The sequence below is a fragment of the Cryptosporangium arvum DSM 44712 genome, from assembly GCF_000585375.1.
GTDB classification, from domain to species: Bacteria; Actinomycetota; Actinomycetes; order Mycobacteriales; family Cryptosporangiaceae; genus Cryptosporangium; species Cryptosporangium arvum.
Window position 1 is genome coordinate 3,820,849 of record NZ_KK073874.1, and the last position, 23,157, is coordinate 3,844,005.

Annotated in this window: 24 protein-coding genes and 2 pseudogenes; 14 read left to right on the forward strand and 12 right to left on the reverse strand. The window is 67.6% G+C overall.

The genetic code is table 11. The features are described from left to right. Positions 1–13: 13 nt before the first annotated feature. Positions 14–958 carry a ThuA domain-containing protein gene (locus CRYAR_RS16965; RefSeq protein ID WP_035851992.1) on the reverse strand — a complete coding sequence of 315 codons (945 nt, stop codon included), beginning with the start codon at positions 956–958 and terminating at the stop codon, positions 14–16. Positions 959–1,183: 225 nt separating this feature from the next. Here CRYAR_RS16965 and CRYAR_RS16970 point away from each other — a divergent pair, with 225 nt between their 5' ends. The 8 genes and pseudogenes from CRYAR_RS16970 to CRYAR_RS17000 all read left to right on the forward strand — a co-directional run bounded on the left by CRYAR_RS16970 (position 1,184) and on the right by CRYAR_RS17000 (position 9,533). After that, positions 1,184–3,367 carry an outer membrane protein assembly factor BamB family protein gene (locus CRYAR_RS16970; RefSeq protein WP_169745048.1) on the forward strand — a complete coding sequence of 728 codons (2,184 nt, stop codon included), beginning with the start codon at positions 1,184–1,186 and terminating at the stop codon, positions 3,365–3,367. Between the two features lie 104 nt (positions 3,368–3,471). Then, complete coding sequence (pqqC, locus tag CRYAR_RS16975) at positions 3,472–4,155, forward strand: pyrroloquinoline-quinone synthase PqqC (RefSeq protein ID WP_051570430.1); 684 nt, start codon at positions 3,472–3,474, stop codon at positions 4,153–4,155. Further along, positions 4,152–4,601, forward strand: coding sequence for a hypothetical protein (locus CRYAR_RS43200; protein WP_157017791.1), 450 nt, complete (start codon positions 4,152–4,154; stop codon positions 4,599–4,601). Before pqqC ends, CRYAR_RS43200 begins: the two co-directional genes overlap by 4 nt. A 133-nt stretch (positions 4,602–4,734) precedes the next feature. Next, a pseudogene (locus CRYAR_RS50210) lies at positions 4,735–4,947 on the forward strand (SPASM domain-containing protein); the annotation flags it as partial. A 96-nt stretch (positions 4,948–5,043) separates the two neighbouring features. After that, a complete protein-coding gene (locus tag CRYAR_RS16985) occupies positions 5,044–5,697 on the forward strand; it encodes a TetR family transcriptional regulator (protein WP_035863723.1) in 654 nt (217 codons plus the stop codon). Between the two features lie 90 nt (positions 5,698–5,787). Then, the gene (locus CRYAR_RS16990; RefSeq protein ID WP_035851995.1) at positions 5,788–7,110 is read left to right on the forward strand and encodes an MFS transporter; all 1,323 of its coding nucleotides are present in this window, start codon (positions 5,788–5,790) and stop codon (positions 7,108–7,110) included. Continuing rightward, positions 7,107–7,862 carry an N-acyl homoserine lactonase family protein gene (locus CRYAR_RS16995; RefSeq protein WP_035851996.1) on the forward strand — a complete coding sequence of 252 codons (756 nt, stop codon included), beginning with the start codon at positions 7,107–7,109 and terminating at the stop codon, positions 7,860–7,862. Before CRYAR_RS16990 ends, CRYAR_RS16995 begins: the two co-directional genes overlap by 4 nt. A gap of 3 nt (positions 7,863–7,865) precedes the next feature. Further along, positions 7,866–9,533 carry an FAD-dependent oxidoreductase gene (locus tag CRYAR_RS17000; protein WP_035851999.1) on the forward strand — a complete coding sequence of 556 codons (1,668 nt, stop codon included), beginning with the start codon at positions 7,866–7,868 and terminating at the stop codon, positions 9,531–9,533. Here CRYAR_RS17000 and CRYAR_RS50765 read toward each other — a convergent pair. Further along, positions 9,436–10,128 carry a phosphotransferase-like protein gene (locus tag CRYAR_RS50765; protein ID WP_342673868.1) on the reverse strand — a complete coding sequence of 231 codons (693 nt, stop codon included), beginning with the start codon at positions 10,126–10,128 and terminating at the stop codon, positions 9,436–9,438. The genes CRYAR_RS17000 and CRYAR_RS50765 overlap by 98 nt on opposite strands. Between CRYAR_RS50765 and CRYAR_RS47315 the strand changes: the two genes are divergently transcribed. Then, entirely contained in the window at positions 10,118–10,633 is a 516-nt protein-coding gene (locus CRYAR_RS47315; protein ID WP_035852008.1) for a hypothetical protein, read from the forward strand. The genes CRYAR_RS50765 and CRYAR_RS47315 overlap by 11 nt on opposite strands. 225 nt (positions 10,634–10,858) lie before the next feature. Here the strand turns inward: CRYAR_RS47315 and coaE are convergent, their stop codons facing one another. Further along, positions 10,859–11,782 (reverse strand): dephospho-CoA kinase, encoded by a 924-nt coding sequence (gene coaE, locus CRYAR_RS17010; protein WP_051570436.1) that lies wholly within the window; start codon positions 11,780–11,782, stop codon positions 10,859–10,861. A 157-nt stretch (positions 11,783–11,939) separates the two neighbouring features. Further along, positions 11,940–12,302: a VOC family protein gene (locus tag CRYAR_RS17015; RefSeq protein ID WP_035852010.1), complete on the reverse strand. Its 363-nt coding sequence runs from the start codon at positions 12,300–12,302 to the stop codon at positions 11,940–11,942. A gap of 413 nt (positions 12,303–12,715) precedes the next feature. On the opposite strand from CRYAR_RS17015, the gene CRYAR_RS50770 reads away from it, so the two are divergent. Further along, a complete protein-coding gene (locus CRYAR_RS50770) occupies positions 12,716–13,042 on the forward strand; it encodes a tyrosine-type recombinase/integrase (protein WP_157017793.1) in 327 nt (108 codons plus the stop codon). 49 nt (positions 13,043–13,091) lie between these two features. Here CRYAR_RS50770 and CRYAR_RS45760 read toward each other — a convergent pair whose 3' ends face one another. Then, positions 13,092–13,916 (reverse strand): pentapeptide repeat-containing protein, encoded by an 825-nt coding sequence (locus CRYAR_RS45760; RefSeq protein ID WP_084700609.1) that lies wholly within the window; start codon positions 13,914–13,916, stop codon positions 13,092–13,094. Between the two features lie 955 nt (positions 13,917–14,871). Between CRYAR_RS45760 and CRYAR_RS17030 the strand changes: the two genes are divergently transcribed. Both CRYAR_RS17030 and CRYAR_RS45765 read left to right on the forward strand, forming a co-directional pair. Beyond that, positions 14,872–15,105, forward strand: coding sequence for a hypothetical protein (locus CRYAR_RS17030; protein ID WP_035852014.1), 234 nt, complete (start codon positions 14,872–14,874; stop codon positions 15,103–15,105). Positions 15,106–15,676: 571 nt separating this feature from the next. Next, positions 15,677–16,483, forward strand: a complete 807-nt coding sequence (locus CRYAR_RS45765; RefSeq protein ID WP_084700611.1) for a toll/interleukin-1 receptor domain-containing protein — start codon at positions 15,677–15,679, stop codon at positions 16,481–16,483. Between the two features lie 326 nt (positions 16,484–16,809). On the opposite strand, the gene CRYAR_RS17035 is transcribed toward CRYAR_RS45765, so the two are convergent. Then, complete coding sequence (locus CRYAR_RS17035) at positions 16,810–17,274, reverse strand: hypothetical protein (protein ID WP_035852015.1); 465 nt, start codon at positions 17,272–17,274, stop codon at positions 16,810–16,812. A 232-nt stretch (positions 17,275–17,506) separates the two neighbouring features. Here CRYAR_RS17035 and CRYAR_RS17040 point away from each other — a divergent pair, with 232 nt between their 5' ends. Beyond that, positions 17,507–17,818 carry an NIPSNAP family protein gene (locus CRYAR_RS17040; RefSeq protein WP_035863750.1) on the forward strand — a complete coding sequence of 104 codons (312 nt, stop codon included), beginning with the start codon at positions 17,507–17,509 and terminating at the stop codon, positions 17,816–17,818. 104 nt (positions 17,819–17,922) lie between these two features. Here CRYAR_RS17040 and CRYAR_RS50215 read toward each other — a convergent pair whose 3' ends face one another. The 3 genes from CRYAR_RS50215 to CRYAR_RS17050 all read right to left on the reverse strand — a co-directional run bounded on the left by CRYAR_RS50215 (position 17,923) and on the right by CRYAR_RS17050 (position 19,901). Further along, complete coding sequence (locus CRYAR_RS50215) at positions 17,923–18,051, reverse strand: hypothetical protein (protein ID WP_281174599.1); 129 nt, start codon at positions 18,049–18,051, stop codon at positions 17,923–17,925. A 421-nt stretch (positions 18,052–18,472) separates the two neighbouring features. Further along, positions 18,473–18,925 carry a hypothetical protein gene (locus CRYAR_RS17045; protein WP_169745049.1) on the reverse strand — a complete coding sequence of 151 codons (453 nt, stop codon included), beginning with the start codon at positions 18,923–18,925 and terminating at the stop codon, positions 18,473–18,475. A gap of 529 nt (positions 18,926–19,454) precedes the next feature. Further along, complete coding sequence (locus CRYAR_RS17050) at positions 19,455–19,901, reverse strand: GNAT family N-acetyltransferase (protein WP_035863763.1); 447 nt, start codon at positions 19,899–19,901, stop codon at positions 19,455–19,457. A 142-nt stretch (positions 19,902–20,043) separates the two neighbouring features. Between CRYAR_RS17050 and CRYAR_RS50775 the strand changes: the two are divergent. Next, positions 20,044–20,567: pseudogene (locus CRYAR_RS50775) on the forward strand (HAD domain-containing protein). Positions 20,568–20,585: 18 nt separating this feature from the next. Here the strand turns inward: CRYAR_RS50775 and CRYAR_RS50780 are convergent. The 3 genes from CRYAR_RS50780 to CRYAR_RS17065 form a co-directional block, all read right to left on the reverse strand. Beyond that, positions 20,586–20,756, reverse strand: a complete 171-nt coding sequence (locus CRYAR_RS50780) for a hypothetical protein (RefSeq protein WP_342673833.1) — start codon at positions 20,754–20,756, stop codon at positions 20,586–20,588. 86 nt (positions 20,757–20,842) lie between these two features. Next, a complete protein-coding gene (locus CRYAR_RS50220) occupies positions 20,843–21,166 on the reverse strand; it encodes an Imm21 family immunity protein (RefSeq protein ID WP_211247501.1) in 324 nt (107 codons plus the stop codon). 390 nt (positions 21,167–21,556) lie between these two features. Beyond that, positions 21,557–22,183 carry a GNAT family N-acetyltransferase gene (locus CRYAR_RS17065; RefSeq protein ID WP_211247502.1) on the reverse strand — a complete coding sequence of 209 codons (627 nt, stop codon included), beginning with the start codon at positions 22,181–22,183 and terminating at the stop codon, positions 21,557–21,559. Between the last annotated feature and the right edge of the window lie 974 nt (positions 22,184–23,157).

Genomic DNA, 23,157 nt, shown 5'->3' on the forward strand with positions numbered 1-23,157 from the left:
ACCGCACCGTCGCTCACTGGCAGAACGGCTTCTCGCCCATCGCCGACTCGATGCCGCCGGACAACAGCGTCTGGAAGTTCTGCGCCTCGGCGCCGGTGCCGAAGATGTCGGCACCGTGTCCGAGGGTGGTCAGCCAGGCGCGTCCGCCGTCGTAGTACTGGCACCAGGCCACCGGGTGGTTCCGGCCGTGGCCCGGGTGGCCCTGACTCCCGCGGACACCCTGTTTCAGCGTCGGCTCGTCCACCGTGGCCAGGACCCGGACCTTTGTCGGCGCCGGCACGAGGTTGTACCACTCGTCGGTGAAGTTCCAGCGGGCCGGGAGGCCGGTGCTCCGGCCCACGGTCTGCACGACTCCGGGCTGAGCGGGGCCGTGGTCGTAGAAGTTCGCGTTCCCGAGCAGTCCCTCGTACCACGGCCAGTTGTACTCGGTGCCGAACGCGTTGTGGACTCCGACGAATCCGCCGCCGCCGCGGACGTACTGCCGGAGCGCGGTCTGGGCAGCGCCGTCGAGCGTGTCGCGCGAGGTGCTGAAGAAGATCACCGCGTTGTACTTGAACAGGGCGGACGGTGTGGCGAGCCGGGTGACGTCCTCGGTCCAGTCGACGGTGAAACCGTTCTTCTCGCCGAGCGCGACGACGCCGTTCTGCACCACGTTGGCCGCGGTCAACGTCGGGTTCAGGCCGGCGCCGAGCGCGGGGCCGAGGTTCGCGTGTCGTGGGCCGGCGGTGCGCGTGTAGAGCAGCACCCGGTAGCCCTTGGCCGGGTCGAAGTTCCCCCAGTCGTGGTAGCAGCGCGCATCGGTGCCGCGGCAGACGCCGTAGTCGGGGTCGCCGAGTTCCTTGGCGCCGCCGGCGCTCGGCGGTGCTTGCACCGTGCGGGCCGCGCCGGGCAGGCCGGTCGCGAGAACGGCGAGTGCGGCCGCGAGCACGGCGAACAGGGAGAGTCTGCGGAGATCCATGCGGTGGGACGCTCCTGTCGGTGGAGATCAGCAGGTCCGCTAGGTGGACCTATTGGACCGCTAGAGAGTTCGCTCACGATAGGGCTGGTCCAGTAGGGACGCAAGAGGTGCAGTTTGCGGATGCCCCTTGTGTGTGCGAGGGGCGAGGGCCTACCGTTCGGCCATTCAGTTTCCCGCCAAGCGGTACATCAGGTCCGCCTAGTGGCACTCCATGGTGGAGGCTTCATGGAATCGACCGACACAGCTGCCCACCGGCTCGGCCGGCGAGCATTCCTCGCGGGCGCCGCCGCCTCCGCGACCGCGGCCACCGTGCCGATCGCTGCTCCCGCCCGGGGGGCGGAGACCGATGCGGTGGCTGTTCCGCGTCAACCGGCCGGGCTGGGGGCGACCGGCAAGGACTCGCCGAAGGTCGGTGGCGATCTGGGCAACCAGAACCACTCGTCGCTGAAGCAGATCACCCGGCGCAACGTCTCCACGCTCGGTGGGGCGTGGCACGTCAACCTGGAGGCCGGCAGCACCGCCTCCGCCCAGCAGAGCACGGTCGTCGTCGAGAACGGCGTCCTCTATGTCCAGACCACGCAGCAGAACGTGTTCGCGATCGACGGCAGGTCCGGCAAGACCAAGTGGACGACGAACGTCGGTACCAAGACGACGAACATGCGAGGGGTGGCGCTCGGTGAGGGCCTCGTGTTCTCCACCTCCGGCGAGAACAACGTCTACGCGCTGGATCAGGCGACCGGTGCGGTGAAGTGGAAGCGCGCACTGATCACGGCGGACGAGGGTGGTGGCGACACCGGCGGCTGCGACCCGCAGAACGGACAGTGCGGCGGCGTGACCGGCACACTCGCCGGCGCGGTCGTCTACTGGGACGGGTTGATCTACGTCGGCATGCAGGGCAGCACCGGCGGCGCGCGCGGCCGGGCCTACGCGTTGAAGGCCGCCACCGGTGAGGTGGCCTGGACGTTCTGGGGCGCACCTGGCGAGGGGGAGTTCGGCAACGACAGCTGGGAGGGCGACTCCTGGAAGACCGGTGGCGCGGTGCCGTGGATCCATCCGGCGATCGACCCGGCCCTGGGGCTCGTGTACTGGACGTTCAGCGGTCCGTACCCGCGTACCGACGGGTCGAGCCGGGCCGGCGACAACCTGTTCGCCAACTCGATCGTCGCGATCGACGCCAAGACCGGGAAACGTCGCTGGCACTTCCAGTCCGTGCACCACGACATCTGGGACATGGACAACGTCATGGCCCCGGTGCTCGTCGACCTGACGATCGGCGGCCGGAAACGCTCGGTGGTCGTCTACGGCAGCAAGGTCGCGATGTACTACGTCCTCGACCGCGCGACCGGGAAGCCGATCCACGGCATGACCGAGCGCGAGGTCCCGCAGGACGCCCGACAGAAGACGTCGCCCACGCAGCCGTTCCCGGGCGGTAAGCCGTTCCTCACCCAGGCGCCGCGCGCGGACAAGCCGACGCGGCCGGTGCCGCACTACGACTGGGGCGGTCTCTACACCCCGCACTGGGACCGGCCCACGATCATCTTCCCGGGCGCCGGCGGCGGTGCCGACTGGTCGCACCTGTCGTTCAACCCGTACACGGGCTGGATCTACGTCGGCTACGGCCTCATCAACTCCGGCTTCTCCAACGCCCGCGACGGCCGGGTCAACACCTCGCGTCCGCTGGGGGAGTACTTCGGCGGGGGGATCGCCGCCGTCGACCCGCGCACGAACACCCCGGTGTGGACGAAGGACGGCGACTGGTCGCTCGCCCACGGCAACGGCATTCTCACCACGGCCGGCCGGGTGATGTTCCAGGGCGGCCCGGACGGCGTGCTGCACGCGATGAACGACGAGACCGGTGAGTCGCTCTGGAGCTTCCAGTGCGGCGCGGGTGTGCACACCAGCCCGGTCGCGTACGAGATCGACGGCGAGCAGTACCTCGCGGTCTTCGCCGGCGGCAACGGCCTGCCCTACCCGGACATCCCGAAGGGTGACCACCTCTGGGCGTTCAAGCTCGGCGGCACGGTGGCCCCCGCCGCCGCTCCCACGCCGCCGAGCAAGCGCAACCAGATCCGCGCCGCCGCGGTCGCCGGTTCCGCGGTGGACAACACGGTCACGCTCGGCCGGATCTGGGACCCCGCGACCGGCAAGCCCGGCACCACCGAGAACACCGTGGCGCAGAACGCCGTGTCGCCGCAGCACCTGCGCATCCCGGCCGGCACCACGGTGACGTTCGTGAACCCGGCGGACAACGCCAACCCGCACTCGGCCGACTCGTTTTTCGACAACGAGTTCAACACCGGGATCGTGATGCCCGGTCAGTCGAAGGCTCACAAGTTCGACAAGCCGGGCGAGTACTTCTACAACGATGCGTTCTTCGCCCAGAACACCGGAAAAGTCGTCGTCTACTGACGCGGAGGGGAAACCATGAAACCACGCCGTACCTGGAAGAAGTCCACCGTGCAGTGCCTGGACGCCCGGCCCGAGATCTCGGCGTACTCCGGGGACGACCAGCTGTGGCCGAAGCGCAACCGCTGACCCGGCCGGGGCTCGAGGCCGCCCTGCGCGGCCTCGAGCCCCGGTACTGGAGCCACCACCCGTTCCACGTGCGCCTGCACGCCGGGCGGTGTTCGGCCGACGAGGTGCGGTCGTGGGTCGCCAACCGCTGGTACTACCAGCAGATCCTGGCGCGGAAGAACGCGGCGGTGATCGCGGCCTGCCCGCTGCCGGACGTCCGCCGCGCCTGGCTGTCGCGGGTCTCGTTCCACGACGACGGGGGCACGGACGACTGGTTACTCCTCGCCGACGCGGTCGGGCTCTCCCTCGAGGAGGTCGTCGACGAGCGGTGGGTGCTCCGCGGCGTGCGGTTCGCCGTCGATGGCTACCTGCACTTCTGCCGCACCCGGCCGTGGATCGAGAGCGTGGCCGCGGCGCTGACCGAGATGTTCTCGCCGGAGCTCATGGCGGCCAGGGTGGTCGCCTGGCGGGCGCACTACGACTGGATCAAGCCCGACGGGTACGCCTACTTCGAGACCCGCATCCCGGCCGCGCGCGCGGACAGCGCGGACACCCTCGACCTCGTGCTCAGCCACTGCGTCACCCGTCCCCAGCAGGACGCGGCCGTGGCCGCGCTCGCCTTCAAGTGCGACGTCCTCGGCGCGATGCTCGACGCGATCGACCACGCGGGCGGCCCGCGATGAACATGTCCGACCGCCCGGGGTTCCGGCCCGGAACCTACCTGGTGCACGACCCGGTCCGGCACGAACCGGCGTTGCTCCACCCCGAGGGCGTGCTGATCCTCGGCGAGACCGCCGCCGCGGTGCTCCGCCGGACACGGGTACTGAGTGACGCCCGGCTGGGAGCAATGGTCGACGCCGGGCTGGACCACCTGCAGTTCTCGCTCCAGGACGCCGACGGGGTGAACGGCGACACGATCGCCGGCGTCCGGGTGCACGAGCGGAAACGGGCAGCGGCGGCGTTGGTCCGCGACGCGGGACTCCCGCTGACCGCCACGTCGTCCTGCACGCGGCCAACCTGGATCGCGTGGCTGCCGTCGCGGACCCGGCGGTGGAACTCGGCGCGGCCCGGCTCGAGCTGGCCCACGCGCAGTTCTACGGGTGGGCCCTGCGTAACCGGGACGCGTTGATGCCCACGGCTTCCCAGGTCAATGCGGCCGCCGATGCCGTCGAGCAGGCTCGGCTCCGCCACTCCGGCGCGCTGGAGATCATCCATGTCCGGCCGGCCACTTCGGTGATCGCCCGAAGCCCTGCTCGAACGGGTGGGGCCGCCGGCAGCTCGCGGTCGCTCCGAACGGCGACGTGCTGCCGTGCCTGGCTGCCGCGACGATCCCGGACCTCGGCGTCGAGAACATCCGGGGCGGCACGCTGGCCGAAGCCTGGTACAGCTCCGCGGCGTTCAGCCGGTTCCGCGGCACCGACTGGATGCAGGAGCCGTGCCGCAGCGGTGCGCTCCGCGACGTCGACCACGGCGGTTGCCGCTCGCGCGGCCGTCCCCGCGGACGGCGAGGAGCTGGACTGGTGGGACGAGTACCGTACCAAGCGGTACGTAACCGGCGGGGAAGAGGCGGCATGGCGAGCGGCGCGCAGGTGATACCGACGGAACGTACCCGGGACGCCGAGCGAACCCGCGCGGAGATCCTCGACGTCGCGACCCACGAATTCGCCGAGCACGGATACGCCAGCGCGCGCGTCGACGCGATCGCCGGTAAGACCAGCACGACCAAGCGGATGATCTACTACTACTTCGGCAGCAAGCAGGGGCTCTACGTCGCTGTACTGGAGCACGCCTACCGCCGGATCCGGGCGTTGGAGCAACGGCTCGACGTGGACGACCTCGAGCCCGTGGACGCACTGCGTCAGCTCGCCGAGCTGACCTTCGACCACCACGAGACGCATCAGGACTTCGTCCGGTTGGTCAGCATCGAGAACATCCACCATGCCGAGCACCTGCTCAGTTCGGAGGCGCGCGAGGGCCTGGCCGCGCCGGCGTTGGCGGTACTGACACGCATCATGCAGCGGGGCCGCGCAGCCGGCGTGTTCCGCTCGGATCTCGACGCGCTCGACGTGCACATGATCATCAGCTCGTACTGCATCTTCCGGGGCGCCAACCGGTACACGTTCCAGGCGATATTCGGGCGTGACCTGTTGGATCCGGACAGGCGTGCCCACCTGCGGCGGCTGCTCGGCGATTTGGTCGTCGATCACGTCACCGCCGTGCGGTAGGGCCGGTGTCTTGACAGTTCGAGTGTTTGCTCGCAGGCTCACGAGCGTACTAACCGTTTAGTACATTCGGCCGTCGTCGAGGAGGACGAGATGCCCGCCGCCGAGAACGAGCGTCCGCACGCGTCGAGAACTGCGGCTCGCGCCGCCTGGATCGGCAGTGCGTTGGAGTATTACGACTTCTTCCTCTACGGCACCGCCGCGGCGCTCGTGTTCGGCACCGTCTTCTTCCCGGACGAGGACCCGGCCGTCGGCACGCTGGTGTCGCTGGCGACGTTCGGTGTCGGCTACGCCGCCCGCCCGATCGGTGCGCTCGTCCTCGGGCACGTCGGCGACCGCTACGGCCGCCGACGCGTGCTGATGATGACCGTGATCGCGATGGGCGCGGCGACGTTCCTGATCGGGTGCCTGCCGACCTACGACGCGATCGGCGTCACCGCGCCGCTGCTGCTCGTGCTGCTCCGGCTCTTACAGGGCTTCTTCGCCGGTGGTGAGCAGGCCAGCGCGAACTCGATGACACTCGAACACGCACCCGATCATCGACGGGCGTACTACAGCAGCTTCACGCTCGGTGGCACGCAGGCCGGTCAGGCGATCGCGACCGCGATCTTCATCCCGATCGCGACGCTGCCCGACTCCGCGCTGAACAGCTGGGGCTGGCGGGTGCCGTTCTGGCTCAGCGCGGTCGTCGCGATCGTGGCGGTGGTGATCCGCCGGTCGCTGGAGGAGACCCCCGTGTTCGAACGCGAGGCGGCGGAGGGTGAGGTTCCGCGGATCCCGATGGCCGAGTTGTTCCGTAACCACTGGCGCGCGGTGCTCCGGGTCGTCTTCGCCGCGGTGATCGCGACACCGAGCACGATCTTCACCGTCTGGGCCCTGTCCTACGCGGTGAACACGGTCGGGTTGGAGCGGACGCCGATGCTCCTGGTCGGCGTGCTGGCCAACCTGCTCGCGCTGGTGACGATCCCGGCGTGGGGCAAGCTGTCGGATCGCATCGGTCGCAAGCCCCAGTTCATCGGCGGTTCGATCGGGTCGGCGGTGATGACGTTCGTCTACCTGTGGACGATCACCACCGAGAACTACGTGCTGATCTTCCTCGCCGGGATCCTGTTCTTCGGAGCCGTCTACACCGCCACCAGCGCGGTCTGGCCGGCGTTCTACGGCGAGATGTTCACCGCCCAGGTGCGGCTGTCCGGCACGGCGTTCGGTACGCAGATCGGGTTCGCGATCGCCGGCTTCGTGCCCTCGGTGATCACCGCGGTGGCCGGTGACGGGCGGGGCTCCTGGGTGGGCGCGTCGCTGATCACCGCGCTGCTGTGCGTCGTCAGCATCGTGGCCGTGGCGAGCGGACGCGAGACGTACCGGATGCCCACCGCTGACCTGGGAAAGCCGGCGAAACAGGGGGTGTCGGCATGAGGCCGGCCACCGGCTACGCCGTCTACGCGCTGCAGTACGGCCGCCGGGCGGGTGTGCGTGGGGAACACTTCCTCGGTTGGGACGCCACGTCGGGGGAGCGGCACGACACGGCGTACTACGCCTGGCTCGTGCTCTCGCGCGACCGGACGATCCTGGTGGACTCCGGGATCGACCCGGGTGCCGAGCCGCCCCTGTCCGGGTGGGAGTACCGGACGTCGGTGCCGGCGCTGCTGGACTCGCTGGGTATCGCCGACGTCGACACGCTGGTGCTGACCCATCTGCACTACGACCACGCCGGCGGTATGCGGTCGTTCCCGACCGCGCGCGTAGTCGTGACCGCCGCCGAACTCGACTACTGGAACAGCCCGGACGCCGCCCGGAACCGGCGGGAGGCGTGGCTGGTGGACAAAGCCGATCTGCTGTATCTCGCGGACCACCGGGGCATCACCGGCGACACCGAGATCGCCCCCGGTGTCTCGGTGCACCCGGTGGGCGGGCACACCGCCGGTATGCAGGTCGTGCGGGTGGACACCGGGTACACGACCGTGGTGCTGGCCTCGGACGCCAGCCACTTCGCCGAGAACCTCGACACCGACACGCCCGGCAACATCCTGCACAGCATGCCGGGGGTGTATCGCGCGTTCGACCGTGTGCGCGAACTGGCCGGTGAGGGGCTGATCGTCCCGGGCCACGATCCGGGGGTGATGGAGCGGTTCCCTTCGGTCGCCGAGCACGTCGTCCGGATCGCGTGAGGCGTGGACGTCGACCTGCTCGTCGTGGGATCCGGTGCGGGCGGCCTCGCGGCCGCGCTGGTCGGCGCGGACGACGGACTTTCCACGCTGGTCGTGGAGAAGACCGAGTGGCTGGGCGGGACCACCGCCTACTCCGCGGGCACGGCGTGGATCCCCGGCCACCGGTACACCGCCGACGCCGCGGCGGACGTGGCGGCGGCGCGGGGCTACCTCGACGCGCTCGTGGGCGATCGGGCGCCGGGGGAGCTCCGAGAGGCCTACCTGGCGCACGGACCGGAGACGATCGACCACCTGGCGCGACTGGGGATCTCGTTCCGGCACTCGGCATCGGTGGTCGACTACCACCCCGAGGTCAGCGGGTGGGGCGTCGGCCGGGCGCTGGAGCCGGTGCCGTTCGACGGGCGGCGGCTCGGTGTGGAGCGGTTCCGACGGGTCCGGCGCCCGGTTCCCGAGTTCGCGTTGTTCGGTGGCACGCTGATGATCCGTCGAGCCGAGGCCGACCAGTTGCTGCGGCTCTTCGACGGGTCACCGCGGGCGGCGGCACTGGCCGCGCGGCTCGGCGCGCGCTGGGCGCTCGACCGGCTGCGCTACCCGCGCGGGACCCGGCTGACGATGGGCAACGGGTTGGTGGCCGCTCTGTACCACCAGCTCGTGCGACGGTCGGGGGCGGTGTTGTTCGGTGCGCCCGCCACCGAGCTGATCACGAACGGGGGCCGGGTCGTCGGCGCGGTCGTGGAGCACGATGGCCGCACGCGACGAGTCGCCGTTCGCCGTGGGGTGGTGCTGGCCGGCGGCGGGTTCGCGGCGAGCCGGGAGCTGCGGGCCACGTATCTGCCCCGGCCGGTCGCGGCGCACACCCGGGCATCGGACGGCGCCACCGGCGATTCGTTGGCTCTGGCCCGCTCGGTCGGCGGTGCGGTGTCGTCCGGCGTCGACGACAACGCGTTCTGGTTCCCGGCGTCGATCGGACGGCGGCGGGACGGCTCGGAGGCGGTCTTCCCACACATCTGGGACCGGGCGAAGCCCGGCATCGTCGCGGTCGACTCAGCGGGGCGCCGGTTCGTCGACGAGTCGGTGTCGTACCACCGTTTCGTGCGGGCGATGTACGCGCGGTCGGCCATCCCCGCGTGGCTCGTGCTCGACGCGCGCACGCTGGCCCGGTACGGCCTCGGCATGGTACGTCCACATGCACCGGGTGCGTCGCGGCGTCACCATCTGCGAACCGGGTACCTGCGGGGTGGCGCCACGGTGCGGGACCTCGCCGCGGCGATCGACGTCGATCCGGCGGGGCTGGAGCGCACGGTCGCTGCGGCGAACGCGGCCGCGAGCCGGGGCGTCGACGACGAGTTCGGGAAGGGTACGAGCCCGTACGGCCGGCAGTACGGAGACGCGGTGCACCGGCCGAATCCCAATCTCGGTCCGATCGACGAGCCGCCGTTCTACGCCATCGCGGTCGTACCGACCCCGCTCGCGACCGCGCTGGGCCTGCGCATCGGTACCGAGGCGCAGGTGCTCGATCACACCGGCGAACCGATAAGGGGTCTGTACGCCTGCGGCAACGACGCCCAGTCGGTCACGGCGTCGGAGTACCCCGGAGCGGGGTGCCAGGTCGGCGCAGCGTTGACGTTCGGACATCTCGCCGCACGGCACGCGGCCGCGAATGCCCGCTGAGCGCGTGCCGCAGCGAAGTCGCCGAGAAGCGGGTGGATGAGCCACGGCGCCTTACGCAGCGCGGACGTCCCACGCGACTCACGTCGTAGCGGATGTCACCGCTGATCTGGCATTCACGGTCACCGAGGATCAAGCAGACCTCCCGCCGGGTCAGGGTGCGCCTCCGCAGGCAGTGGTGGAAGCCGTCGAAGAAGCGCGGCCGTACCTGATGCCACCAGTCGAAGGTTCCGCCGTCGTTACGGCGCTCGGGCAACATCCCCGCCGCGACGAACTGGTCGGACGACACGTGCAGGAAGGGCTCGGAACGGGCGTACGCCTTGGCCAGCGAGGACTTACCCGAACTCGAAGCGCCGTCGAGCAGGATCACCCGCCCGGCGGATCGGCATGTTCGACCACGAAGGTCAGCTCCCTCGGTGTCCTGTCCGGGACCGGCGGGCAAATTGGCTCGCGCGGGTCGCGACGCGCTCTCGTAGCCGCGGAGCGGGCGGCCGTCCGCGGGTGCGCGCTCATCCGGCCCATGCCTTCCGCGAACCAGTAGCGCAGGGCACGTGCCGTCGGGGCGCCCGTGCTGACACGCTGGTGCCGTGGCCAACATCGCGGACTCGACCGTCACGTTCTTCGCGCTCGACCCGGCGGTCCTGGTCGCGGTCCGGGACCAGGTCCGCCCGGCCGTCCCGTGGTCCCCGGCGCACGTCCTGAGCCTGGAGGCCGCTGTACCCACCGGCCTCGACCTGGACGACTGGGACCACGAGCGGGCATTCGCCGCCTGGGGCACCTCTCGACCGGAGGTGGACTCCGAGCTGCTGGAGGAGCACGCCGACCGCCTCGTGTACCGGGTGGGGACGGCGTGGTCCGGGCCGGAGACGGTGTGGGCGACGCTCAGTGCGCAGCACCCCGGCCTCGTCGTGCACAGCGTCTCGTCCGACGGCTCGGAGTTCTCGTCCTGCGGCTGGTACGTCGCCGGGCGGGCGGTCCGCTGGGAGGAGGGCGAGCCGGACGTCCAGGACGACGGGGATGAGGAGGTGAGGCACCCGGCGGAGTGGGCGTTCTCGGAGAGCGTCGCCCGCGAGGTGCTAGCGGACAGCGGGCCGGTCAGTTGACGATCTCCGCGTGGGAACGCGGCAGGATGCGGGCACGGGTGTTCATGTTGGCGAAGGTCATGTCACCGTCTTGTGCGTCGCCGGCTAGACGTCGCTCGGCGCGACCCTCGCCTCGATCGGCCAGGCCCGATGGCCGAGCGGTCGTCGCGGCCTTCTGGGACGCAGTCGACAGGGCCGAAAATTCCGCAACCTGAGCCTGTGGGGGTGCACGATCCACAGCACATTTCAGGGCTGCCAACCGCTGCGTTGAGCCCACCGAGCTGCCCGGTCCAGGGCAGCGTGGATCCAGGGCATCTTGTCGCGACTGTAGTCATCGACATGGGCCACCTGAGCCGCCAGGCCATGCTTGAGCGCGGCATACTCCACCCGCTCGGAAGGGGTCGCACGAAGCCAGTCCCGGAACAGCAGCGCCTGACGCCACACCGGCGCGTCCACCGCCCGGATGTTGATGTTGACCGGGCGCCCCGGGTCAGCGTCGACGACCACCTCCTCGGGGTGCTCGACGCCGTACCGGTCCAGGCCGGTCCAGCGTCCCGCCCGGACGAACCCGGCAACCCGCACGGCCTCCGCCACCTCAACGGCCTCATCGAGGTCAGCGACGACCATCTGGATGTCGATGAGGTCCTTGGCGGGTAGGCCGGCGACGGAGGTGGAGCCGATGTGGTCTGCACGCAGTATCCGGCCCTCCGAGGCGGCTACCAGCCGGGCGATCAGACGGCGGGCCTGCGCCGGCCAGGTGGGATCGGAACCGCACAGCACCGGCCGGCGACGCCTTGCCGTCCGTCGACCGTCCCGTAAGTTCGCCTCGAACGGCACCAGACGATCACTCCACAGCTGCGACACGGCGCGGCCCAGCTCGTCGGCCGTGACGCTGGCGTCGAAACGCACGTCAGCGGCCTCCTGCGCAGAGACGTCGAAGCCCGCCCCAGGCAGCAGCACCAGATGAAGCACCGCAGCCGATCCGGCGACCGCCGCCGGTGGGACCCGCTGGACGACGATGGCGTCGCTGCCCTCGACCTGTCGACGCGTCAGCCCCGCATCAGGCCCAGAGGCGTCGGCCCGGGCCGGACCGACAACCGTCGCGCCGAGCTCGGCCAGCAACCCGGCAACGCCGGGCCGCGCTTCATCGATCAGCCCGATCTTCAACACATTTTCGAGCCTATCCACCAGGGAAGAACCGGTCGGCAAGCTCTGCCCGGCCGGCGCGCCCGCCCGCCAGCACGACACTCGACGTCCGATCAGGCCGTGCCGCGCGGAGGGCGCCTCGAGTGCCGCGCTGCACCTTGCGTTGCGTCTGTCAGGCCGGCTAGTCCGGTGTGAACGGTGTCAGGCAGAACGGATGGCCGGCCGGATCGAGCAGGACGCGCCAGCGCGGGTCCGGTTGCACTGGCAGCGTGGCTCCCAACGCGACAGCCCGCTCCGCGGCGGCGCCGAGATCGTCAGCGGTGAGGTCAAGGTGCACGATCGAGCTTCCCGGCCAGGCCGGAGGGACGTATTCATCCACCTGCTGGGCTATCAGCACTGCGCCGGGCACCTCGATCCCGACGCTGGATTCCTTCGCCCACAACTGGCGGCCACCGAGCAATTCGAGGTAGAACTCGGCGAGCCGTTGCGAGTCGGGGCAGTCCAGGGAGATCCCCACCAGCCTCGCCGGGCCGTTCGCGGTCACATCGCCACCCTACGGCCGAAGGGTGCCGCGGCCGTTTGAACTCCGCGTCTGCCGCCGCCAGCTCGTGGCTGCGGCTCGGGCGTTCGCGACTGACCGTGAGGTATGGCTACCTCTGCTGAGTTTCGTTCTGACCCGGCTATCTTCGATCAGGCCGTCGTGGCTTACCTCGGTCGCTACCGGGGGACGTCCCGGCTGCACTCCGAGTCCGATCTGCGCGTCTACCTGCGCTGGTGCGCCAGCGATCCCTGGATCCGCTGGCGGCTGCGAGGAACACGGCCATCGCGTTCTACGCGTCCGCCGCAAAGGCGGCACGGTAGTCCTCGTCCCGCTACCGCCCGCCGTGGGCCGGGCACTCGACCGCACCGTCGACGAACGATCCGGCAGACCGATCCTGCAACATCCGCGGCGGGCGAATGGATCGGCACGCCGCGACCCGCCGGCTCAAGCGCCTCGCGGCGACCGCCGGGATCCGGATGCCCAGGATGCACCCGCACATGCTCAGACACACCTTTGTGACCACGATGCTCGACGCCGGCGTCAGCCTCCGCGACACCCAGATCGCCGCCACGCCGACCCACGCACCACGATGCGCTACGACCGCGCCCGCAAGAACTCCGGCCGTCACCCCAACTACATCCTCGCCGCCTACATGGCCTCCGGGACGTAACGCCGCCGCACGACCGTGCCGACGAGCGGTTGTTCTGATCAGTGCGTTCGACTTACCTTGTATTCGCGTCTAGATTGGAGGCGTTGGGTGTTGCCAATGGCAACTCGAGAATTCTGCGGGGGTCACGGGACGCGGCCACGAACTACGCTAAATGCCGATCGCGGCACCAGCAGTTCGGCGGTTGTCCAATCACATGGACGATTCTCTCTGACAGCTGGACATTCGAGACCTACGACGCCGTCGAGAAGGGCGCCCGACAGGCGCGCACCACCCACGGCCGCCCCAGTGAGGTCTGCGTCGCCCAGGTCGGCGCGGGTGAGGTCGGCGCCCAGATTAGCGGTATCGTTCTCACTGCTTACTCTCCCGGAGAGGTCAGCCTTCGCCAAGCGGGCTTTGAACAACTTCGCACCGGTCAACTGGGCCAGAGTCAGATCTGCGCCTTGGAGATTGGACCCCGTGAGATCCGCGAAGGCGAGCTTCGCCCTGGTCAGGTTTGCCCCCGTCAGATCGGTGTAGCTCAGGTTCAATGTCCGCCCAGCGGGATCCCATCGAGGGATCGGATATCCGTCTATCGCATAGTCGGTTGGGCGTCGGCCTAGAACGGTCAATGCGGCTTGGACATCACCGGGCACGATAGATGAATCGATAACCGACTGCAGGGGCCGGTGATTTCTGACAAAGGCGGCAAGAATGTCGACAATGATGTCCTGATCGGTAGAGGACTCACGCATGATGCGCTCCAAGGCGTAGATGCCGCCCGTGCGTGCGTCGATCCCCTGGGCACCCAGTTGGTCGATTGCCTGGCTGTAGCGCTGGCGAACCTGGCCTAGTCGGGTAAGGCGTAGCTGCTCACGGGTGGCTTCGACGGACTCCCTTGCAGCGCGGCTCTGTTGTCCAGTGAACACGAGCGCCGCAATCGCAGCGGCGGCGGTGACCGCCGCCGTCAACGAACTCGGGCTGTTCCAGCGGTCGTGGTGCCCACTCGGTGTAGCCGCCACAGGAGTGGCACTGGCCTCCGACGCCGGTCGGCCAGCATGTCGGGCTGCTACGAGAAGTAGAACGGTGCCACCAGAGAAAAGGAGAAGCGCCTCCCATCGTGCGCTCCGCAGCCACTCCCACGCAGAGGACCATCGGTAGAGACCGAGTTCAGCGCAGCCGGCAAGCGTCAAAACCGCCGCGCCCGCACCGAGATAGATCCGATTATCAATCTCCCAACTCTTCACATGCCGATGATGGGTTATATCGACTCGCCCATGGCTCAACGACACTAGTAGTGCTTGGTCACGTCGAAGGTTGCAGCGCGCGTCTTTTCCGGTGGCGGTGTCGTAGGAGGGTGTGACTCCGGATGAGGTCGCTGCGGCGCGGGGTGAGTGAGAGGCGTTCGCGCGGAATGATCAACGCCGGTGGCGGCAGATCTATCTGCGGGGAGTGTTAATCGATAGGAACCCTCGCTAGCAGGGAAAGCCCAGCTAGCGGGCCGTTCGCATTCCGTTCCGTTGCGCGTAGCGGAGCGCGTGGCGGCCGCTCGCCGTCAGAGGCCGTCAATGGTTCAGGACCGCTACCGGACGACGCACCAGCCGTCCGCAGGCTGTATGTGCGCCCCGACACGCCCGACGCTCGGCTCGAACGGCGCTCGCCAGGAGCGGGGTGGTGACCTGGTCGGCGGCGCGGCCCACGCCCCTGCCCGAGTCGCCTGCGCCGTCCCCGCGCGGAGAACAGGACCACCTCGGCCGCGCGCCGACAGCATTCCTGAGCTGGGTACCGCTCGGGAGAGACTGATGATCGATCGAGGAGCGCGGACGTTGAGTGAAGCCCGGATCGAGCTACGAGGCGGTCCCGCGAGCTACACCAACCTCACCGTCTACCGCGACAACAACCACCAGCTCCCAGCCCACCGTCGAAATGCTCGTCGCCGACAGCATCCTTGACTACAAACTCACCAGCGCGACCACCACGGCCGACGGCTACCCGATCTACCGCTGCCCCACGAACTGGCGACTTGCCGTACGACCGACCCAACCCACCCCACCCGGGCACGACCCGGCGGAGACGCCGGCAGCGCCGGCAGCCGAGATCGACCCCTTGGACGCGCTGCTCGCCGCGCTCGACCACCAGGACACCCACGACCGTCTCTGACCAGCCAGACGCGGGCAGCAACCCGCCGAACGGTGCCGCCAGGAGACGCACAAGCACCTCAGACGACGAGAGACATCCTCACGACAACCCGGGCCATCTCATCGACACACCATCGCGGGCGCGAACGCACCAATTTGCCGATGAGCGGATGTTCTGCCAGTGCCCTTGACTCGTCGGTTTCGGGACATCACCGAACTGTCGGTCGAATAGCGGTGTTTCTGTCCAGAGCAATCGCTGCACCAGAATCCGACGGTCGTTGAGTTGCTCTTGCGTCAATGAGAAGATGGTGCGGTCATCGCGCAGCTATCCCTAAAAAATCTTATTCGGAGGTCGGTAGCGGTCGTCACTCTTCTCACCGCTGTGTGGCTTGGCCAGCCTTGCTCATCGTCGCAGATGCGACGAGTGTCGAGGAGAGACTGCCCATTATATCTGCGCTCGCCACAATAATTCCTCTTCGATCTGACGTTGCCGCAGGCCGCAAATCAGGTCTATAGGTAAAGACGTGCACAGCAGGCCATCTATTTGTCCCGCGCCCACGATAACGATGTACGACTGATCTGGTGGAGGTCTGATGGCGGCGTCGGTGTTTCTGAGCTATAGCCGGAGCGATCGGGGCTACGCAGAACAGCTCGTACCGTTTCTCCGAGCCGCCGACCTCACCGTGTGGTGGGACTTCGAGCTATACGCCGGTGAGGTCTGGACTCGGGAAATCGCGCAACGCATCAACATGTGCGATGTCTTTCTGGTCATACTCACACCCGAGGCGGTGAAATCGCCGTGGGTGCTACGAGAACTTCATTATGCGTCTGAATCCGGCAAGAGGATCGTGCCGTTACTCCTTGATGCCTGCGAGCTGCCGTTGCTGCTAGCCGGGGTGCACCGAGAGGACGTTCGGGGCGGTGATTTACCGGGTACCCAGTTTCTGGTCGATTTAGGTGGCGTCGCGAGCCCGCGCCGGAAGCGATTCTCTCGGAGGGAGCGGTCCACCAATTCGGCGCTACCGCAATTTGCTGCCCAGCAGGCCCTACTCGTGGAAGAAGTTCGCTGGCTAATGGCACACGACAGAAAGAGCTCGGTATCGATCACGGTACCTGGAAGCTTTCTAACGGTGCAGCTATACCGTCTCGATTTGGGTATACGCGTCGACATCGGCTTCGGTTTTGGCCGAACCAGGATCGCCGATGCGCAGCATGATTCTTTGACACGCAACGGTTGGGCGGGTGTAGATGTCAGCTTCGGGCCCATTCAAAAGACCTTCGCGATCAGTTCAGTCGAGGACCACTACGCTGCGGCGCGGCAGATAGTCGATGCATTAATCAATGCGCATGGCCTCGAGTCAAGCGAGCCTCTCAAGGTTAAAAAGCGATTCGCGCGCTGAATCCCATAGTTCAGATCCGCATCACGCTCTCCTCGGCGACGAGACGTCCTCTTCGGCTCGCCTCTGTACCAGGACAGAGCAGGAGACGGCGTTCTAGGGTGTTTGATCGAGTATCCGGAAGGTGGCTTTCCCGAAGCGCGCGGTCGGGTATGGAGTGGGCCGCGCTGGAGTCAGATATAGCCTGAGCTAATTGCGGCTGTCCGGCTATAGGCAGGGCCGGTCATTCTGCTATCCTGACCATCCCTCGAGTCTGCGAGCGGCCAATGGTGGGTTCACTCACATGCCGCGATTAGGCAACCAACTGTGCGTGGAGACGATGGGAGGTCCTATTCGGTCAAATACTTTTCGAGCCCAAGTTCCATCCGCGCGGCGTCAAGGAAGACGCCACGAGCAATCCGTTTCGGAGATCGGTCTGTCACGCGTTTCCGAGCTTGGGCCTGAAGGGCGTCGCTGTAGGTGTTGGCGGCTCGGCCCAACTCTGGGCTGCACGAGATGATGACCTCCTTCACGGCCAGCCACATGGCGTGAAGCTCGTCGTCGGATGGCTGGGGACCCCCCTCGATGTCGTCCCGTGCCGTGTCCAGACTCTGCTCAACTCGCTGGGTTGTATCAAGAAACCGCATGATGACCGCTTTCAGCTCGTTCCTGGCATCACGGATTCGTTGCTCGGCATCTTTAGTCCGTGCGGACCGCGCGTTAATCCACTGCCCGGCGAGAGTGGCCGCAGCACCTGCAAGCACCCCACCGAGGGCGATGATCTGAGTTGCGAAGGCCGAAACATCGCTCGCCACTACCCACTCCTCACGACCCGGCGAGGTGGTCCGCCGGAAGCTTTGCCAAATGCTACGGGCGTTTCAGCTAGATGTGTCCAGACGACTACTTTGTGGTGTCGGCAACATCCGATCATGCCGCGCGGTGTGCATTCCGAGGCAGGTGCGGAGCGAGCTCATGCTGACGGCGGACGACTCCGCGATCGCATGCTCCCGCGGTGGGCGGACCGGAGACCACTGCAATGCTGATGCCGTGATCACCTGCGTCGTGCACTACATCATCGATTCAACTCAGATCGAGGCATTCGAACGCTTCGCCCACGAATGGATGCGGCTGGTGGCTAAGCACGGCGGCGTCCACCACGGCTACTTCTTGCCGGCGGAGGGCGCCAGCGACCGGGCCGAGGCGTTGTTCAGCTTCGAGAGCTTGGCCGCCTATGAGCGTTACCGCACCCGGTTCGGCGAGGACCCGGAGTTCATCGCAGCAGACAACATCCGCGAGGAGTCCGGCTGCGTCCTGCGATACGAGCGGACCTTCATGCGCCCCCTCCTGCCCAACGGCTGAACGCACTCTTCTGGCGCCGAGTGCTCGTTCGGCGCGGTGACCGGTGTGCGGACATGACACGGCCCGGAGCGCGGGTGCGTTCCGGGCCGTGTCGATGAGGAAGGTCAGCTGCAGGGGTTGTAGTCCCAGCAGTCGTTGTAGCGCTTCTTGTGGTGACGACGACGACGCGGCTTGCACTCCTCGTAGGAGTAGTCGTTGCACTCGTTGTACGAGTAGTCGTAGCAGCCGCTCATGTCGTCCAGCCTCCAGAAGATTTCGTTCGCGGGGTGTTTTCCCCGTCCTGACACCAGGTTCCCGCGAAACGACTCCCCGCTCGATCGCCGGCCTGACGCCACGAACGTTCGGTTCGCAACACTCGCTCATGCCGCATAGCGCGAGCGGCCCCTAATATCCGGCCAATGACGGCCAGCGCACGCAGAAGACGCGCGAGCGCTGGCCGCCGTTACGGCGCATGGCAGGAGTCCATACGTTCGGCCGGAGCGCTCAGAATTCCGGAATGGTGGCGTCCCATCACCGCCGACCCAGGCAAGCCGAACGGCTCGCAGACGGGGGCCTCCGTCGTCTGGGCATCACGTGTCCGATGGGCTGGCGCGTGGCAGCCCCGATAGCAGCGCGGACATCGCGGAGTGGGCAATGGCGACGGGATGAGCGAGGTCAGGACTGCTGGCCGAGGATCCGGCCAGGACGCGCGGTGCCGTCTAACTGCGTGGCCAGGTGAGTCTCGACAGCGGCGCGTGCGCGGTCTGAGTAGCCACCGCCAACACGGAGCAGGCCGTAGCTGGGACCGGGGCAAAGTAGCTCCGTGCCATCCCGGAGGTTCAGCGTGAGCTGGCCCCGATGTCCCCACCGCGAGTTGCGGGTTACGTTGTCGATGTCCTGCCACGCAATGCGGCGGCGCGGAGGCAGATAGTCGTAGAGGGCGATCTCGTCGTTGCCGAGCACGATGCGCGGTCGCCAGGCCAACCAGAGCAAGAGTGCTGCTATTGCGACGCCGTACAGCGGATCGAGGCTGGGTCCTGACGCCAACTCGCTCTGGACAGCGACTGTCAAAACGACACAGGCGCACAGCGTCGCGATCCATGCGGCCCGCCACGGTCTGTGGACCACGACCGACCTCCCGCGAGCGCTGCGCGGCAGGTGGCCGCTCTCGCATAGCCTGCCATGCTCCAGGTCGTTTCAGGGCTGTCCGTGCCGCGATGGGGCCTCCAAAGCGTGGAAATCCCGACTAGTTCTACCGTCGGCGCCCCACCTCCACCGCATTTTGGGGACCGGAGTCCAGCCCTCCGAAACAAATCGATAGCTCTTGAGTTGGATTGTCAAACGTACGCTCTTGCCGCGATGAGCTTATGTGCGTTGCTGGCCTCCCTTCTTGCAGGCGGAGGGTGTCACGCCGAGGTGCGCGGGGGCTCTGGACCCTCGGCGTGTAGGACCGAGATGCCGTACCGGTCGCGGCGCTGACCGTAGGGTCGTGGCAGGGTGTTGTGCTACCGGTCTCTTACCCGGGCCACGGTTGTCAGACGCGGCGCGCGCCCTACTTGACGGCGCGCTCATCGTTGATATCGAGGTCACAATACCAGTGGGTTGGAAACCCGAACTAACGCTCATGTCTCCGAGCGGCCGTACGCGCCGGGGAGCTTTAGTGGGCGTTTGCTGCACCGTCGACGCCGTAGCCTCGGGGCCGTTCGAGGTACATGTGGTCGGGTTTGGAGAAGCCGAGTCGCTCATAGAGGCCGTGGGCGTCGGCGGTGTGCAAACTCCAACGGAACGCCGCGCCCGGGCCGCCGTCGATCATCGCCGTGACGACGGCAACGCCCAATCCGCGTCCGCGCGCCTCGGGGAGGACGAACACATCGGCCAGGTAGGCGAATCGACAACCGTCGGAGATCGCTCGTGCGAATCCGACCATCCTCCCGGTCCGTGACTCGTAGGCTCCGACGACGCGCCAGGCAACGGCCACCTGGGTGTCGAATTCTGCTCGCACTCGGTCGGCGTTCCAGTACGCCTCGGTGCTCAGGAATGCCCAGGCCGCGTCGCGGTCGATCCGGGACGCGTCATCGTCTATCTGGTATTCGTCGAACGCGATGATCACGGCGGTGACGCTAACGCCTCGCCCGCTCTCAGCGAACGGATTTCTCGGCTGGCCCGATGTGCAGCGGACGCACACATCTGCCGCCGTCGGGGTGCTCGGCACCGCCGCAGTGTGCCGCCCGAATATGTTCTAGTGGATGGTTACCCGTGACGACCGCCCGCTGCTCTTCCTGGACGTGGATGGACCGTTGATCCCGTTATGTGCCCGACCTGCCGGGCACGTGCGCGCCTTGAACGCCGCCACCAACCCAGCGGAGGTTTCGGGTAATCCGCTGGTGGACCGCCTCGACCCAGCGGACGGGCGCCGACTGCTGGCATTGGGGTGCCAGTTGATCTGGCTACGACGTGGATGGCTGACGCGAACGAAATCGTCGCGCCCAGGCTCGGACTGCCGGAGCTACCTATCGTCGACTTCCCGGACGACGCAGGCCCCGCGAGAGGACTTCATTGGAAGACGAAGTTCCTCACCCAGGAAGCAGGCGGCCGCCCGTTCATCTGGCTCGACGACGAGATCACCGACGCCGACCGGCGATGGGTCCGCACCCACCATCATGAGCCGGCCTTACTGCACCGCGTCGACCCCCTCCTCGGTCTCACCGACACCGACTTCGCCGCGATCCGCCGGTGGCTAAACAGCTCGATAGCAGGGTTCAAGAGTTAACTCTCATGCCGCTGGGCGTTAGCCGACTGGAACGAGCTGGACGATGCCAACCCACGGAAAGTCCTCGGTTCGGTGAAGCGCTCGAACGCTCCAACGTCCGGCTGGAAGAGGAACGATCGCGCATTCGGGCCGACCTGTGCCGTCCAGGTACTCGACGTCGAGGTCGGCTCCGGCGTGGGCGGAGTCCATCAGGATCGCTGTTCCGTCGGTCTCCCAGACCCCGCAGTCCTCTCACTCGGCGGCGGCACCACAGACGATGGCCGTTGCGGCGTCGATCAGTTCAGCGGCCGAATCTGCGGTGAGCCAGCGAACGAAAGTGTTCGGTTCGGGCAGATAGCAGGTGAGAGCGGGTTGTCGGCGAGCACGAGCGCGAGGGCTTGCGGACCGTTGCTGATCACCCCAGCCCATCCCTCCACCTGGCACGCTCTGTCGTAGTCGTCGCGGATCGTGCCGTCGCCGATCATCGCGCCGCTCTCTGTGCAGCCGGCCCATTGGTCAACCGCCGACACCGGGATGGCTACTAACGGGCCGCCGCCCGACGATATCCACGCCAGGTCGGTACCTGTCGCGTCGTTGCCATCAGCAGCAGTCTCATCCACGTCAACCGCGTGCCATGTGCTCGGTGGAGCCCGCGAGACCGAACAGATCCGGCGCCGGTGGCGCGGCTGACAATGGTGACCTTGGTCGAAGCCGGTGACTGCGCCGTTGAGCTACCGCGACCGCTACTCCTCCATCCCGGCGAACATGTCTGGATCGTCGGTTCATCGCTTTTCGTTCGGCAATCAGACGGCGAGGTGGCGCGCCACGCGGGGGATGGCGTCTGGCTTTGCCGTTGAGTTCCGCTTCCGGGCTTGATCAGCGTTCGGCTAAACCGTCGGGCGGAACGGTCGATCGGCTCACTTCTCTTGGCCACCGAACGCGCGGAGCGCACACTCTGTTGCCGCGGAGCGTCGTTGTGATCCGGCCGCGCACCGCGGCACGAGCAGCGGTCACCGGACGGCCGCATCCGGGTCAGGTCTGGGCAGTGGCTTGCGGAGAATGTAGTTGAAGCCGAATTCGGTCTCGCTGGTCCGGACGTCGAGGTAGCCGAGCCGCTGGTAGAAGCCGTGGCCGGTGATGCTCGCGCCGGTCTCCATGAAGGCGTAGCCGTCGGCTGCGGCGAGAGCTTCGACGTGGACCATCAGGTGTCGGCCGATACCCTGGCCGATCGTTCGTGGGTGGACGAACATCGTGTAGACCTTGTTGCCGTCCCGGGACACGGTGCCCACGACGTCATCCTGGTCAACGGCGACGAACATCTGTCGCTCGGCGGCGAGGCGCTCGATCTGTCGTGGAGTGAAGTGTGCGCACATCAACTCGATCGTGTCGCTCGGATAGTCCCGGCTGTTGACTTCGCGCAGGCATCGCTCGATGACGTCGGCGACGGCGGCACTGTCGGCGGGGCGAAACCTCCGGATCTCCACCGTCACAGTATCTGGGGCCAGAGAGCCCTTCTCCGCCTTCAGCTTTCCGAACCGCACCGGCCTGGTGGGGAGACAGGCCGTCGGCCAGCGCAGCAGTCGGCCGCGCCAGCCTCGGGCGACGGAAGCATTTTCATGCCGCGCCAAGATCGCCACAACGCCAAGCGACAACCCGCGGCCTCCCGAGGTCGCGCACGAAGTCTTCCCAGGCAGCATGGACCATATGCGGCCTTCAGTCGCGCTCTGCGCTGTGGACGTCGGCCTCCACGGCCGAGCGTTCACTCGGCGGCATTCGGCGGCGCGCCTTACTCTGACCGGGGGCCACTGCTGGGAGGTCTGAATGTCGTCTGGCAATACGCGAGAGTGGGCACTCGGTGGCGGCGCACCCACTGCTTCGCTCGACGCCATCCAATCAACGTATCGGCCCAGTTGGGCGAGACCAGCGCCGATTGGCCAAGCCCTCAGCGTCACAGACGATCGTCCGCGTCGCGCGGATACAGAGCGCAGCTACCAGGTCCGGAGCCTTCGTACGGTGCCCGCCACCACGCACGAACGCCACCGCTGGACGTTCAAGCGGCCGGCCGTGATGGTGCGATTTGCGGACGGCCTCACCGTGACGTCAGGTCCGCTAGTAATGCTCAGTATCGCCGCGGACGTCACGGGACTGTGGTCGGCGGGATGGTGGGAAGCGGCTTTAGCGCTCGTTCTGGCTGCTGCCGCTCTTCTCGTACTCGGATCCCGCAGCCGTACCTGAACGTCCGTGGTGAGAGGTCCGTCATGGGCTCCCCGACCGGCCCCGTCACCCGATCGATTCAACGATCTTGTCGTCCGGAACGGGTACCGAAATCGCGCTGCGTACCCGTCAGTCATAGCGAGAGACCAGTGCGTGCCCTGCACGATGCACTCCCTTGCCGCTGGCCGGGAGTCGCCGTGCCGATCGGGATCGCCGGGGTTGCGTGAGGATGGTGACGGGATTCGCTCTCACTGAGCCGTACGGCCCGCTCCGCGCGCGAGCGGGACGCCCGCCGCCTTCTCGCCCAGGGAAAGACTCGCGGTAGCGCTCCCGGTCATGCCGCACTGCGAGAGTTCGCGATATCGGACCGGTGCGGTCACCGGCCGGCGCCGACCGC